The organism is Kribbella sp. CA-293567 (assembly GCF_027627575.1).
Classification (GTDB): domain Bacteria; phylum Actinomycetota; class Actinomycetes; order Propionibacteriales; family Kribbellaceae; genus Kribbella.
Map to the genome: position 1 here is coordinate 952,463 of NZ_CP114065.1, position 14,105 is coordinate 966,567.

The 14,105-nt window shown below is 69.2% G+C and carries 13 protein-coding genes; 6 read left to right on the plus strand and 7 right to left on the minus strand.

Going from position 1 to position 14,105, the window contains the following annotated elements:
• Positions 1 to 83: 83 nt before the first annotated feature.
• The 5 genes from OX958_RS04525 to OX958_RS04545 are packed head-to-tail and all read right to left on the minus strand — an operon-like array spanning position 84 to position 5,353.
• Positions 84 to 1,070: a LacI family DNA-binding transcriptional regulator gene (locus tag OX958_RS04525; RefSeq protein WP_270135891.1), complete on the minus strand. Its 987-nt coding sequence runs from the start codon at positions 1,068 to 1,070 to the stop codon at positions 84 to 86.
• Entirely contained in the window at positions 1,067 to 2,296 is a 1,230-nt protein-coding gene (locus OX958_RS04530) for a Gfo/Idh/MocA family protein (protein ID WP_270135892.1), read from the minus strand. Before OX958_RS04530 ends, OX958_RS04525 begins: the two co-directional genes overlap by 4 nt.
• Complete coding sequence (locus OX958_RS04535) at positions 2,293 to 3,123, minus strand: carbohydrate ABC transporter permease (RefSeq protein ID WP_270135893.1); 831 nt, start codon at positions 3,121 to 3,123, stop codon at positions 2,293 to 2,295. The genes OX958_RS04530 and OX958_RS04535 overlap by 4 nt, the downstream gene beginning before the upstream one ends.
• Entirely contained in the window at positions 3,120 to 4,052 is a 933-nt protein-coding gene (locus OX958_RS04540) for a carbohydrate ABC transporter permease (protein WP_270135894.1), read from the minus strand. Before OX958_RS04540 ends, OX958_RS04535 begins: the two co-directional genes overlap by 4 nt.
• Positions 4,049 to 5,353 (minus strand): ABC transporter substrate-binding protein, encoded by a 1,305-nt coding sequence (locus tag OX958_RS04545; RefSeq protein ID WP_270135895.1) that lies wholly within the window; start codon positions 5,351 to 5,353, stop codon positions 4,049 to 4,051. The genes OX958_RS04540 and OX958_RS04545 overlap by 4 nt, the downstream gene beginning before the upstream one ends.
• A gap of 166 nt (positions 5,354 to 5,519) precedes the next feature.
• On the opposite strand from OX958_RS04545, the gene OX958_RS04550 reads away from it, so the two are divergent.
• Together OX958_RS04550 and OX958_RS04555 are read left to right on the plus strand one after the other, a co-directional pair.
• Positions 5,520 to 7,079, plus strand: a complete 1,560-nt coding sequence (locus tag OX958_RS04550; RefSeq protein WP_270135896.1) for a glycoside hydrolase family 3 N-terminal domain-containing protein — start codon at positions 5,520 to 5,522, stop codon at positions 7,077 to 7,079.
• Between the two features lie 22 nt (positions 7,080 to 7,101).
• Positions 7,102 to 7,866: a 6-phosphogluconolactonase gene (locus OX958_RS04555; RefSeq protein WP_270135897.1), complete on the plus strand. Its 765-nt coding sequence runs from the start codon at positions 7,102 to 7,104 to the stop codon at positions 7,864 to 7,866.
• A gap of 24 nt (positions 7,867 to 7,890) precedes the next feature.
• On the opposite strand, the gene OX958_RS04560 is transcribed toward OX958_RS04555, so the two are convergent.
• Positions 7,891 to 9,153, minus strand: coding sequence for a nucleotide disphospho-sugar-binding domain-containing protein (locus OX958_RS04560; RefSeq protein WP_270135898.1), 1,263 nt, complete (start codon positions 9,151 to 9,153; stop codon positions 7,891 to 7,893).
• Between the two features lie 41 nt (positions 9,154 to 9,194).
• Here OX958_RS04560 and OX958_RS04565 point away from each other — a divergent pair, with 41 nt between their 5' ends.
• On the plus strand, positions 9,195 to 9,674 hold the full coding sequence (locus OX958_RS04565; protein WP_270135899.1) for a MarR family winged helix-turn-helix transcriptional regulator: 480 nt from the start codon (positions 9,195 to 9,197) through the stop codon (positions 9,672 to 9,674).
• Between the two features lie 37 nt (positions 9,675 to 9,711).
• Here OX958_RS04565 and OX958_RS04570 read toward each other — a convergent pair whose 3' ends face one another.
• Complete coding sequence (locus tag OX958_RS04570) at positions 9,712 to 11,361, minus strand: GMC oxidoreductase (RefSeq protein WP_270135900.1); 1,650 nt, start codon at positions 11,359 to 11,361, stop codon at positions 9,712 to 9,714.
• A 133-nt stretch (positions 11,362 to 11,494) separates the two neighbouring features.
• On the opposite strand from OX958_RS04570, the gene OX958_RS04575 reads away from it, so the two are divergent.
• The 3 genes from OX958_RS04575 to OX958_RS04585 are packed head-to-tail and all read left to right on the plus strand — an operon-like array spanning position 11,495 to position 14,105.
• Entirely contained in the window at positions 11,495 to 12,184 is a 690-nt protein-coding gene (locus OX958_RS04575) for an acyl-CoA-like ligand-binding transcription factor (RefSeq protein WP_270138983.1), read from the plus strand.
• Positions 12,181 to 13,809 carry an MDR family MFS transporter gene (locus OX958_RS04580; RefSeq protein ID WP_270135901.1) on the plus strand — a complete coding sequence of 543 codons (1,629 nt, stop codon included), beginning with the start codon at positions 12,181 to 12,183 and terminating at the stop codon, positions 13,807 to 13,809. Before OX958_RS04575 ends, OX958_RS04580 begins: the two co-directional genes overlap by 4 nt.
• Entirely contained in the window at positions 13,806 to 14,105 is a 300-nt protein-coding gene (locus tag OX958_RS04585) for a thiamine-binding protein (protein WP_270135902.1), read from the plus strand. Before OX958_RS04580 ends, OX958_RS04585 begins: the two co-directional genes overlap by 4 nt.

Below are 14,105 nucleotides of genomic sequence, written 5' to 3' on the forward strand. Positions count from 1 at the left end.
CTTTTCCTTCGCGGGTCGACTATGTGCAAACGTTTGCACGCCAAGGTGAGCGCCAGTGAGGAGAAGGCGCGAGAAAGAGCTGGTCAGACGGGCCGGGGTGGAGCGGTCGACCTCCGGCGTACGACGGTGGCCTTGACTCCGACCGCTTCGTTCGAGCCGGCCTCGTCCAGCAGCCGGCCGATCGCCAGCTGGCCGACCCGGTCGCTCTGCCCGGTGACGGTGGTGAGACCGGGATGGACGAGTTCCGAGAGGATGTCGTCGTGGCCGGTGACGCTGACGTCGTCGGGCACCGACTTGCCCGCGCGGCGCAGGCCTTCGACCAGTCCCGCGGCAAGGACGTCGTCGAAGGCCATCACCGCGGTCACGCCGAGTTTGAGCACTCTGGCGGCGGCAGCGACGCCGTCCGCGTGGATGCCGGCCGTGGGGTCGAGCCGGACCAGCTCGACCTCCAGCGCGCGGGCCCGCTCGACAACGGTCCTGGCGCGTTGCTTGTTCGACCAGGATCCGGCCGGGCCGGGCAGGTAGGCGATCCGGCGGTGTCCCTGCGCGACCAGCTCCTCCAGCAGTTCCCGCAGCGCCGCTCGTGAGTCGGTGGAGACGCTGGGGATGCCTTCGACCACCCGGTTCACCAGGACGAGCGGGACCAGTTCGCTGACCTCGCGGATGTGGGACGCGCTCATCCTGGGCGCGCACAGGATCACGCCGCGGCTCTGCTGCGCGAACTGCTCGCAGACCTGCCGCTCCAGGTCGGCGCTGTCGTCGGTGTCGGCGACGAAGATGCCGGTCGCGTGCTGCCGGGACACCTTCTGGGCGGCCTTCAGCAGCGTGGTCATGTAGGGGTTGGAGATGTCCGGCACGACCAGCCCGATGTTGGGCGACGTCCCGGTGATCAGCGAGCGGGCCATCACGTTCGGGGTGAAGCGCAGCCGGCGAGCGATCTCGCGGACCCGGTGTGAGGTCTCCGGCGAGATCCGGCCCGGGCTGGAGAAGACCCGGGAGACCGTCGAGATCGAGACGCCCGCGGCCTCGGCCACGTCCTTGAGTGTCGCCGGTCGGGCTCGCGCAGTCATCTCGTCTCCTGGTGCACGGACGGCCACGCCAACTCGGGGTGGGACAAGCCGGTGTAGCCCCGAAGGTCCAGCGGTGGGGTCGGGCAGGCCCAGGCCACGCCCAGTTCGCTGAAGAGACTACCAGCGGCGATGACCCGGTCGACGAGGCCGGACAGGCCCGGCAGGGTCCGGGTCGAGACGTCGCCGGTTCGGTGTACCTGCCCGAGTCGCGAGATGCCGTGCGGCCGCCCCGCTGCCTCGACGGCCGCGTTGACGATCGCGACGAAGGGCCGGACCGCAGCGAGATCGATGACGGGATCCGGCCGGCCGTCGAGGTCTTCGACGGCCACCAGCAGCGGCTCGGCCGGTCTGCTGAGCGAAGGCAGGTCGGCCCGGACGCCGTCGATCACCGTGAAGCCGCGGCCGTCCCGATTGCGGATCATGACGTGGCCTCGCGAGCCGTGCACGGTGACAGCCGGCTCCTGTACGACGTCCGCCACGGTGGTCCCGACGGCGAGCACCTCCGGCCCGGACGACGAGCGGACCCGGATGGCGCCGATGTCGTCGCCAGTGATCGAGTGCACCGCGTAGTGCTCGGCTTGGACCGTCTCGGGTGTCCAGGTGCTGTCGATCCGCCTGGCCAGGGTGAGTGCGGTGTGCACGATGTGCGCGAGTGGGTTGAACAGAGGCCCGTCGAGAACGGGCTGTCCGTCGGCGAACCAGGAGCCGGCCCAGGCGTTGCGGGCGTAGTAGGCATCGGGGCGGGCGAGACAGCCGTGCGCGGTGATGCGCGAGACCTCGCCGACCGCTCCGGTGGCGAGCACCGCCTCGAACGCTTCGATCGAGGCGCGCGCGAGCTGGAAGCCGACCTCGGTACGGCGTACCGGGGTGAGCGCGGTCAGTTCGTCGAGTTGCTGGAGCAGCGGGACCGGCGGCTTCTCGAGGTAGAGGGCGAGGCCGTTGCGCAGTACGGTGCGGGCGATCGGGAAGTGGGTGTGTGGTGGCGTGGCCACCACTGCGAGGTCGAGATCGCGGCGGTCGAGCGCTTCCTCGACGCTGTGGGTCAGTACCGGATCAGCTCCGGCCGCGGCGACCAGTTGCCTGGTCTCGGGGGAGAAGTCGAGGTCTACCAGCGCGGCCAGGCGGATCCGGCCGGCGGCGTGCCAGCCGAGCAACTGGTCGAGATGCCGCCGGCCGTAGCCCGACGTACCGGCCAGCGCGACGGCCGGTGGCCTGGTGGTCGTCATCCCTTCAGCGCTCCCTCGGACAGTCCTCTGAACACCTGCTTCTGCATCAGGAAGTAGACCAGCAGCGGCGGGATCATCACCACGATCGCGGCGGCCGAGATCACCCGCTGGTCGGCCGAGAAGGTGCCGGACAGGTACTGGACGCCGACGTTCACCGGGTACTTCGCCGGGTCGCTCAGGATCACCAGCGGCCAGATGAAGTGGTCCCAGGAGTCGAGGAAACCGAGCACCGTGACGACGGCGAGCGAGCCGCGGACCGACGGCAGCATGACGTGCCGGAAGACCTGGAACGGACCGGCACCGTCGATGGCAGCGGCCTCGGCCAGCTCGTTCGGGATCCGCAGAAAGGCCTGCCGCATGACGAAGATGGCGACGATCGAGACGGCTTGCGGCAGCACCACCCCGAGCAGCGTGTCGTTCAGTCCCAGACCGCGGGTGACCAGCATCGTCGACACCAGGATCACCTCGAACGGCAGCACGGCGGTTGCCAGCAGCAACGTTGTGTAGAGGCTCCGGCCGCGGAACGCGATCCGCGCCAGCGCATAGCCGGTCAGCGTCGCCAGTACGACGGTGGTGGCCATTCCCATCGCCGAGATGGCCACCGAGTTCAGCACGTAGCGCAGCAACGGGATCTGGCGGAAGGCGGTGACGAAGTTGTCCAGGGTCGGATCCTGCGGCAGCAACGTCCCGGGGAAGCCGACCGTCGACTCGCCGGCGCCCTTCAGCGCCGTACTGACCTGCCACAGCAGCGGTCCGAGCACGGTGGCGACGGCGATCAGCATCAACGGCCAGCGGATCAGCTTCTCGCGTGCGGTGCCGGTGGTCATGCGCGGGCCTTCCGGGAGATGAGCCAGCTGATGCTGGACACGGTCAGCACGAAGACGAACAGGACCAGGCTGATCGCGGAGGCGTACCCCGCGTCGGTGCCGGGCGAGATCCCCTTCTGGAACAGGTAGACCACGATCGTCTGGGTCGAGTCGCCGGGCCCGCCGCCGGTGATGATGTAGGGCTCGGTGAAGACCCGCAGGGTGGCGATCGCGGCCAGGATGGCGATCATCACCGTCGTCCCCCTGATCTGCGGCAGGGTGACGCCGACCGTCCGCCGCAGCCAGCCCGCGCCGTCCAGCTGGGCCGCCTCGTCGAGTTCGGCCGAGACGTTCTGCAGCGCGGCGAGGGTGATCAGGGTGTAGAGGGCGCAGCCCTTCCAGACCGTCACCGCCGTCAGGCTGAACAGGGCCAGATCGGGGTCGCTGAGGAACGGTACGGGCTCGCTGACCAGTTGCAGACCTGCCAGGATCTGGTTGACCAGGCCGTCGGAGTCGAGCAGGTACTGGAAGACGACCGCGATGACGGCCAGTGGAAGGACCATCGGGGAGAACAGCAGCGGCCGGACCAGCGCGGTACCCCGCAGTCTGGTGTTGACCAGTACGGCCAGGCAGGTCGAGATGATCACCAGCGCCGGTACTGCCACCAGCATGTAGACAAAGGTACGGCCGACCGCGTGCCAGAAGGTCGTGTCCGACATCAGTTCGGTGAAGTTGGCCAGGCCGGTGAAGGTGCCACCGCCGATCGTGCTCGCGTTGGTGAACGCCAGGACGAAGGTGTTGGCCAGTGGGAGGAACAGGAAGGTGAGCTGCAGGACGAGGGCGGGGCCGACGAACAGCAGCGGCACGAACCAGCGGTGCCGGCGTCGCGGCGGCGGCTCCGGACGCCGTGCCTGTGTTCGGACCCGCGGCTCCGTTGCCAGTGCCGTCATTGCTGACGCTCTTGCAGGATCTTGGTGAGCTTCGCCTCGGCGTCAGCCAAGGCCTCGGCGGGACTGCTCTTCCCCAGGATCGCGGGCTGCACCGCCGACCACAGCGCGGCGGCGTACTCCGAGTCCGCGGCCGGCGGCTGCACGATCGTCTTGCCGTCGCGCAGACTGGCGGCGGCGATCCGCCGCGCGGTGGCGGTCAGATCGCCGTCACCGATCGCGAAGAACGGGTCCTGCAGCGAGCTCGTGGTGCTGGGGAAGACGCTGGACTGCTTGGCCAGCGCGAGCTGGTTCTCGGCCGAGGTGAGGAACTTCGCGAACGCCAGCGCGGTCGGCAGGTTGCCGGAACTCTTCGGTACCGCGAGGCCGTGGGCGACCAGCCAGGTGCGCTTGGTGGCGTCGCCGAGCGGTTTGCCGACCGCCACCTCGGCGAACGTGGCCGGTGAGTTCTCCTTGATGATCTTCAGACGCGAACCACCGGACTCCAGGTAGGCCGTCTTGCCTTCCGAGAACGTCTCGATCTCGCTGCGGTCCTTGGCGGTGATGCTGTCGCGGGGGATGCCGCCGGTCTTGTACAGTTCCGCCAGCTTCTGCACGAAGGCCACCGCCTCCGGAGTGTTGACGACGGCCTTGGTGGAGTCGGCGTCGACCAGTGGCGCGCCGACCGTGAGCAGGTAACTGGAGAAGCTGCTCCCGGTCGGCTGGAAGCCGGCCACGCCGGCCGACTTCGCGATCTGGGCGGATCGGGCGAGCAGGTCGTCGTATCCGGTCGGCTCGGGGCTGCCCAGCAGGCCGGCCTTGCGCAGGACTGCCTGGTTGGAGATGAGCACCGGGGTGTTGAGGTACCACGGCAGGGCCGCGGCGCCGGTGTCGCCGAGGGCGAAGGAATCCCAGGCGCTGGCGACGTAACCACCGCGAAGATCGCTCGCGGACTTGGCCATGTCGACGACCAGGCCCTTGCGGCCCAGCGGCGCGAGGGTGGCGATGTCGAGGTCGAGCACGTCCGGCAGAGTGCCCGCGATGGCGTCCGCGCTGGTCTTGCGGGCCGCGGCGTCGGCCGGGATGTCGGTCCACTCGACGGTGGTGCCGGGATGGGCCGCCTCGAAGGCGTCGACCACCCCGGACAGGTACTTGTCGAAGGTCGGCGACAGTTGCATGGTCTGGAACCTGATCGTCCCCTTGACCTCGCCGCCCACCTCCACCTCACCGGTGGTGCTGCCACCGCCGAGGCCACAACTGCTGAGCAGCAGGGCCGCGCCGACGGCGACGGCGGTGAACCAGGGGCTTCGTTGCAACGCGGTCATGGCGGCCTCCGAGGACGATGCTGATGAGCGTCGAGTGATCTGTGCAAACCTTTGACAAACCGTAGAGGCACAGTAGGCTGGCAACATCTTGTGGTCAACAGGATCCGCCGACTCGGATCCTGTTCTTTCTGTCAGTCAGTGCAAACCTTTGCCAAGGACGTGTGTGATGCCAAGACCGCCCACCGGCCGTACCGCGCGCTGGATCGACGACCAACTGAGCCGGTTGACTCCGTCGCAGAAGCTGGCGCAGCGACTCCTGGTCGTCCCCGGCATCGAGTCCGGCCGCCCCGACGACGCCACCCGGCACGCGCTGGAGCTCGGCGTCGGCGTGCTGCACACGCTCGGCATCGACCTGCCGGCGTCGGCCGCGGCCCGCTACCACAACGAGGTGGCCCGGCTCTGCGCCGACGCCGGGCTGCCACCGGCCCTGATCAGCGGGAATCTGGAGTCCGGCGTCGCCTACGCGCTCGGCAGCAGCGGAACGCATTTCCCTTACCCGCGGGGGATCGGCCTGGCCGGCGACGCCGAACTCGCGTATCGGGTCGCCGCGCAGGGTGCCAGGGAAGCCCGGTCCCTGGGATACCACTGGACCTTCAGCCCGTGTGTCGATGTGGTCGTGGTGCCCGACGACCCGATTCTCGGGGTCCGCGCGTACGGCGTACCGGCGGGGTTGAGCGGTGCCCTCGGGGCGGCCCAGATCCGGGGCTACCAGGAGCACGGTGTGCTGGCCACGGCCAAACACTTCCCGGGACACGGCGACAGCAGTGTGGACAGCCATCTCGACCTGCCGCGGGTGAACCGGAGCCGCGCGGAGCACGAACAGATCCACCTGCCGCCGTTCAGTGCCGCCGTGGCCGCCGGGGTGGCGGCGATCATGGTCGCTCACCTGGAGTTGCCGGCGCTCGGCATCAACGAGCCGGCCAGCCTGTCCGCCACCGTGAACCGCCACTGGTTGCGTACGGAACTGGAATTCGACGGGGTGATCGTCACCGACGCGCTCCGGATGGACGCGATCGCCCGGCGGCACGATCCGGCCGATGCCGCGGTGCTCGCGCTGCGGGCCGGTGCGGACGTGGCGAACGTGAAGTGCCCGGCGGCCGAGGCGCCGCGGATCATCGAGCGGTTGCTCGAGGCGCTCGCGGACGGCACGCTCCTGCAGACCGAGGTGGACGACAGCGTCCGGCGGCTGCTGCTCGCCCGGTCCCTGATCGGACTTGACGGCGAGATCCCGGAACTGATCGACGAGGACCGCGCGGGCGGCTTCGACCAGCCCTTGGAGTGGAGCGATCCGGGACGAGCGAGCACGGTGTCGCTGCACGCGGATCGCGGTACGGCGGCCCTGTCGCCGGAGACCAGGCTGGTAGTCGTCGGTGAGTCCGAGCTGGCCCGGCGATTCGCCGAGCTGGGGACTCGCCGCGGACTGCAGATGGTGCTCGATGCCGAACCGCTCGGACCCGGCGCGCTCGCGCGGGTCGCGGCTCGTCATCCGGGTGAGCAACTGCTCCCGGTCTTCTGTGCCGGCACAGTACCGTTGGCCCAGCAGCGCAAGGAGGTCGAGAGTGCTGTGGTCGATGTCCCGCAGCAGATCGCGGCACTCGTCATCAACTCTGCCGAGCCCGCCGAGGCCTTCGGTGATCTGGGTGGCCGGGTGCTGACGGCCCCGGCGGTCGACGCCTTCGCCATCGTCACCGACGCCGCGATCCACGCGGCCTTCGACGTCCTGTGAACGACCAGTGAGGGGTAACTGCATGACCGTCGGGATCGACCACACTCCGGACCTCGGGGTCTACCGGACCAGGGCCGCGCTGGGACGCGCGGCGGCGTCGTGTGCGGCGACCGCGATCAGGGAGGCGATCGAGCGGACCGGCCGGGCCCGGATCATGCTGGCCGCCGCGCCGAGCCAGGCGGAGACGCTGGCCGCCCTCGCACTCGAGCCGGGGATCGAGTGGAGCATGGTCGAGTGCTTCCACATGGACGAGTACGTCGGACTGCCTGCCGATGCGCCGCAGGTCTTCGCGAACTGGCTGCGGTCGGCGTTCCTGAATCAGGTGCCTAAGGCAACTTTCCGGCCGGTGGCTCCGGGAGCCGACCCGGAGCGGGCGGCCCGGCAGTACGAGGCGTTGATGGGCGACGAGGCGTTCGACGTCGTCCTGCTCGGACTCGGGGTCAACGGGCACCTCGCCTTCAACGACCCGCCGGCCGACTTCGATGACGATCGCGCGGCGAAGGTGGTCGCGCTGGACCCGACCAGCCGGCGTCAGCAGGTCGACGAGGGGCACTTCGGTGGCATCGAGGACGTGCCCACCCAGGCGGTGACGGTGACGATCCCGAGGTTGCTGAACGCGCGCCGGCTGATCGCGTCCGTGCCGGGGACGGCGAAGAGGCAGGCAGTGCTCGACACGTTGGCGCGACCGATCGGGCCGGACTTCCCGGGGACCGCGCTGCGAACCCACCCCAGCGTGCGGTTGTTCCTCGACGAGGAGTCGGATCCGGCACCGCGCGAGGCCGGCTGACCTGCTCTCCGCCGGGCCGGAGGATCAGCCGTGGTTCGACGGCTCGAGTCTGGCGATGACATCGGCGGCATCGGCTGGGCCGTCGGCTGCGGCGTACAGGTTCTGGATCCGGCCGGCGGCTTCGCGGTAACGAGGCGTGTCGAGCATCTGGGCGGCCAGGGCCGCGAGATCGTCTACCGGAGTGGCGTGGCGGGCGGCGCCCAGGCGCTCGACCAGGGCGACGTTGAGGTCCTGCTCGATGTGGAGCGGGATGCCGAGCAGAGGGGTGCCGCTCGCCATGGCCGTTTGGACGCTGCCTTGACCGGTGGTGGTGACGGCCAGGTCCACTTGGGGCATGACGAGGTGGCTGGGGAGGGTGCCTTCGATCATGACCTGGCTGGTGGCCAGGTCAGCGAGGTCGTGGATCGTGCCGGCGACCAGGATGCGGGCGTCGAGGGCGCTGAGAGCGGTGACGGCTTCGCGGATCCGCGCCGGCGGGGTGGAGGTCATCGCCAGGTAAAGGATCGGCCCCGGCTGATCGAGGAACTTCTGGACCCGGGCGGGCAGTGGGAGGTCGAGGTGGGCGAAGAGTGGGCCGATCGCCCGCAGGCGCGAGTTCGGGCGGTAGCCGACTCGGCCGTGCGGCGTCCAGGCAGCCAGATCGGCAGCCGGGACTCCGAGGACCTCGGGAACCTCCGGCACCAGGGAGAGGTCGCCCAGGAGAAGCGCCGAAAGGCTGGGAATGCCTTCTGTACCGAGCGACTCGGCCACCCGGTTGAAGCCGCCGCAGTACCCGGTGGTGCGGTTCGTGGTCCGATTGATGAGGAAGCGGCTGAGCCAGCCGGGGGCGTGCTTCAGGCGTGGGTCGACCGGACGGGTCGGGGCCGGCAGCAGCCGGCGCTCGAAGACCGGTGGGACGAAGCTTCCGGCGTGCTCCGTCACCAGCCGTACTCCGGCCAGGCGCGACGAGAGCAGGGTCGTCAGGGTGAAACCGGTGACCGCGACGGTGATGCCATGGGCGCGGAAGTACTCGGCTTCAGCCTGCACGTAGGAGCGGATCTCGTCGTCGTCGTACATGCTCTCGCGCGGATCGCCGAGTCCGATCGCCGAGCGGACGAGACGCGCTGCTCTGTCCGGCGACAGGCCGGCGCCCAGTACGTCGTACGGGATGCCGGCCAGGAGCCGCTCGTGCGGCCCGCCGTGGGTTGCGACGCGGACAGGGATGCCGAGGGCGGTCAGGGCGCGATGGATCTCCAGCATCCGGGAGGTCTCGGACAGATAGGCGCAGTGCGGCAGTAAGCAGATCACGGTTCTTGCCCCCTTGGACGATAATAGGTAATATATTGCCTATGTCAGCGGAGAACAAGACCGGAGAGCTTCTCGGACTCGGCGCCGGCTCGCGCCTCACCCCTTCGGTGCGGGCGTTCCGGACCGCGCTGACGCTGGCCCAGAAGCTGCGCTACGCGATGGACGAGCGCCTTCGGGTCGACGGTCTGACCACTCAGCAGGCCGCGTTGATCACCGTGGTGACGGCGCTCGGCAAGCCTTCGCTGGCCGAGGCCGCCGCCGTGCTGGGCAGCACCCACCAGAACGTCGCACAGATCGTCGCCGCCCTGGTGCGCAAGGAGTTGCTGCAGGTCGAGCCCGATCCGGCCGACCGGCGCCGTAAGTTGCTGTCGGCAACAGAGCGGAGCGCGGAGTACTGGAGGCAGCGGGACGACGGCGACTTCGCCGCGGTCGCCGGCTGGTTCGGCGAGCTTTCTGCGGCAGAACTGGAGACCTTCTGCGATCTCTCCGACCGAGTGATCGCCAACCTGGCCGGCGCCTGAGGTCGCCGTCGCACTCCACGCTGGGTGACGGGTTCGGTCAGCGGCGCAGGTCGGTGGCGATCACCCGGGCGATGTTGCGTTCGGCGAGTGCTGTGATGCTGACGAACGGGTTGACCCCGAGCGAGCCCGGGATCAGCGATCCGTCGGTCACGTAGAGGTTCTGGTAGCCGCGCACCCGGCCGTAGTCGTCGGTCGCCTGGCCCAGGACGCAGCCGCCGAGCGGGTGGTAGCAGAAGTCCGCCGCGAACTCGCGGTTTCCGCCGAACAGGTCCCGCCGGTACGTCGTACCGGTGACGCGGTTGATCCGGTCGAACAGCGCCCGGGCGGACCTGATGGACGGATTGCTCTGCTTCGCGCCCCACCGGAGATCGGCGCGGTCGGTGCGCGGGTTGTAGGTGAAGCGGCCGCGTTCGGGGTTGACCGTGATCGCCAGGTAGAGGCTGGCCCAGGTTTCCAGGCCGACCGGCAGCGGTGCGATCTCCGCGAAGGCCGGGTGGACCGGGTCGTTCCAGTTGTCGATGGCAAGGGTCGGAATGGTCGACTGGAGCAGGCCGGTCGGGTCCCAGAGGTGGTTGGCGCGAGACGTCATCACGTTGCCGTTGGTTCCCCAGCCGGTGCCGATCGCGGCGGGGAGCTGGGGGAGGGTGTCTGTTTCGCGGGCCCGGAGCAACAGTTCGGTGGTGCCGATGCTGCCGGCGCCGAGGAAGAGGTGACGGCAGCCGAGTTCGCGGCGCCGCAGAACCTTGCCAAAGGCATCGATCTGTTCGAGCGTGAGCACGTAGCCGGAGCGGTCCTGGTGGATCGCGGTGACCCGGGTGAGGGTCTGGATGGTCACCTTGCCGGTGCCGACCGCGTCGGCCAGGTAGGTCTTGTCGAGGCTTCGCTTGCCGTGGTTGTTGCCGTAGATGACCTCGCCCGCAAGTGCGGACCGGGGCACCTCGCGGCGCTCTTCGCGTTGCAGGTAACGGAAGTCGTAGACGTTCGGGATCACCGTCGTCTTGAATCCGGCCTGGTGCGCGTGCCGGCGGGACACCCGCGCGTAGCGGTACACCGGAGTCTTCTCCAGGTAGCGCGGGTCGATCGTGTTGACGCCTAGCATCCGGTTCGCCAGTGGGAAGTAGCGCCGGTACATCTGGTCGGCGTCGACCTGCGGCAGCACCTGCTCGAAGTACGAGCGGCGGGGGGTCGGGGCCATCCCCCCGTTGACCAGGGAGCCGCCGCCGACGCCGCGACCGACGTACACGCCCATGTTGGGGAAGTCGATCCGGTCGAGCACTCCGGCGTACGGCGTACCGATGTCGCGGTTGACCACGTCGAGCCACAGGAAGGTGTCGAGCGGAGCCTTCGTCCTGCGGTGGAACCACATCGAGCGGGAGTCAGGGCTGGTGGTGGAGCAGAAGATCTTGCCGTCCTTGCCGGGCTTGTTCCACAGTTGCCCCATCTCCAGCATCGTCGTGGTGATACCGGCCTCGCCCAGGCGCAGGGCCGTGACGGCGGCGCCGTAGCCGGTGCCGATCACGACGGCGGGGACGAAGTCACGCTTCGCCGATGAACTCCGCAGTGCGGCGGTGGCGGCGCGATCACTGCTGATCTGGGTGAGGCCAAGGGCGGCTGCGGAAGTGAACGCGGTCAGGCCGGCGAACCGGCGGCGGGACATAACGGACGGATTGGTCTCGGAAAGGCGCATCGACGCACCGTAGCGGTTCGACCGCGTGGAGTAGCAGTCCGAGTGATCAGAGTCACGGAAGGTTCTGCAGGACTGCAAAGTTGCATCGATAACAAGTTGCACTCACTGCAAGTTTCGTTACCGTGGAGTCGTGATGAGGATCGAGGACGACGTGGCTGCACCGCCGGGGCGGCGCGAGCGCAAGAAGCAGGAGACGCGGGCGGCGCTGATCGCCGCCGCGCTCCGGCTGGCGGTGCAGAAGGGCCCGGACGAGGTGACGGTCGAGGAGATCAGCGAGGCCGCCGACGTCTCGGTCCGCACCTTCTTCAACTACTTCCCGCACAAGGAGCACGCGATCCTGGGCCGCGATCCGGAGGAGACCGAGCACGCGCTGCGCCGGGTCCGGGAGGCGCCGGCCGGGCTCTCACCGCTGACCGTGATGCGGCTGGTGATGGCCAAGGCGCTCGACGATCTCGACGGCGTCGACGACCGGAAGAGCTCGATCGCCCAGCGGATCGAGCTGATCATGCGCTCACCGGCACTGCTGTCGCAGTTCGTCCAGCTCGGCGCCGAGGACGAGCGGCTGCTCGCCGTCGCGCTGGCCGAGCGGATGGGTGAGCCCGCTGCTTCCGTCCGGCCCGCGTTGATCGTCGGCACGGCCACGCTGGCCGTGCGGACCGCGGTGCAGCAGCGCAAGTACGGCGCCGACCGCACGCTGCGCGACCTCGTCGACGATGCGTTCCGGCAGCTGGCCGACGGCATCGATCCCGCCTACGACCCGGCCGGCCTCCTGCCGGCCGGTCCGACCACAGACACCAGTTCCGACCAGGAAGGTCAAGCATGACAACGACCTCTTCGCCCTCACCGAACCCGGCCGATCCGGCCGGCCCGGTCGGGGCGGACGTCATCGCCACCGACGCCGTCGCCGAGCCGATCGCGCAGCTGACGCCGCGGCAGACCGTCCAGGCGATCTCCGGCCTGATGATGGGCATGTTCGTGGCCATCCTGGCCGGCACCGTGGTGTCGACCGCGTTGCCGCGGATCATCAGCGACCTGAACGCGAGCCAGTCGTCGTACACCTGGGTCGTCACGCTCGAGCTGCTCGCGATGACCGCCACCGTGCCGCTGTGGGGCAAGCTCGCGGACCTCTACAACAACAAGCTGCTGGTCCAGCTGTCGCTGGGCTTCTTCGTGATCGGCTCACTGGTGGCCGGCTTCGCGCCGAACATCGAGGTACTGCTGGGCAGCCGGGTGCTGCAAGGCCTCGGTGCCGGCGGTCTGACCGCGCTGGTGCAGATCGTGATGGCGGCGATCATCCCGCCGCGTGAGCTCGGCCGGTACTCCGGCATCTTCGGCGCGATCTTCGCCTCGGCAACCGTCGGTGGACCGTTGCTGGGTGGCTTCCTGGTCGACTCGCCGCTGGGCTGGCGGGCCTGCTTCCTGGTCGGCGTGCCGTTCGTGCTGGCGGCGATCGTGCTGCTGCAGCGCACGCTGAAGCTGCCGACCGTCCGCCGTGACGTGAAGATCGACTGGTGGGGAGCGTTCCTGATCACCGCCGGGGTCAGCACCCTGCTGGTCTGGTCGTCCTTCGCCGGCAGCAGGTTCGAGTGGGCCTCCGGCTGGAGCTTCCTGCTGGTCGGCGCGGCGCTGGTCGCGCTGCTCGCCGCGGTGCTGGTCGAGCGCCGGCACCCCGAGCCGATCATCCCGATGGACCTGTTCCGCAACCGGACGGTGACGCTGTCGATCGTGGCCAGCGCACTGGTCGGGGTGGCGATGTTCGGCGGGTCGGTGTTCCTGGCGCAGTACTTCCAGATCGCGCAGGGCTACTCGCCGACCAAGGCCGGCCTGATGAGCCTGCCGATGATCCTCGGCATGATGGTCGCCTCGACCGTCGCGGGTGGGCTGATCACGAAGTACGGCAAGTGGAAGATCTACCTGGTCATCGGCAGCGTGCTGCTGCCGATCGGACTCGCGCTGTTCGGCACGATCGACGCGCACACTTCGAAGTACCAGTTGTGGGCGTTCATGGTCGTGCTCGGTGTCGGCATCGGTCTGGTGATGCAGAACCTGGTGCTGGCCGCGCAGAACGACGTACCGGCCCGGGAGCTGGGCGCGGCCACCTCGGCGGTCAGCTTCTTCCGCAGTATGGGCGGCACCATCGGGGTCAGCGTGCTCGGTGCGATGCTGGCCGGCAAGGTCACCGAGACGCTGAATCCGGGCGGCGAATCGTCCGGCGGCAGCAACGCCGTACCGAACCTCGCGGAGCTGCCGGAGCAGGCTCGGGTCGTGGTCGAGAACGCGTACGGCGCGGCGACGGCCGAGCTGTTCATGATGTCGGTGCCGTTCGCGGTGCTGGCCCTGGTCGCCGTGGTGTTCATCAAGGAGAAGCCGCTGCAGACCACCTCCGGCGCCGAACGCCGGGCCCACGAGGAAGCGGCCGGCAAGCTCGACGGCACACTGGACCGATGATCGTTGCCTTCAGTATCAGCCCCGCCGCGGGAGACGAGACCGGTGGCGTGAGCGAGGCGGTCGCCGAGGCGATCCGCGTCGTTCGCGCCTCCGGTCTGCCGAACGAGACCAACGCCATGTTCACGAACCTCGAGGGGGAGTGGGACGAGGTGATGGCGGTGGTGAAACAGGCCGTCGAGGCTGTCGCCGCCGTCTCGCCCCGGGTCGGTCTGGTGCTGAAGGCCGACATCCGGCCCGGCTACACCGGTCAGCTCGCCGCCAAGGTCGAGCGGATCGAGCAGGCCCTGTCCGACTGA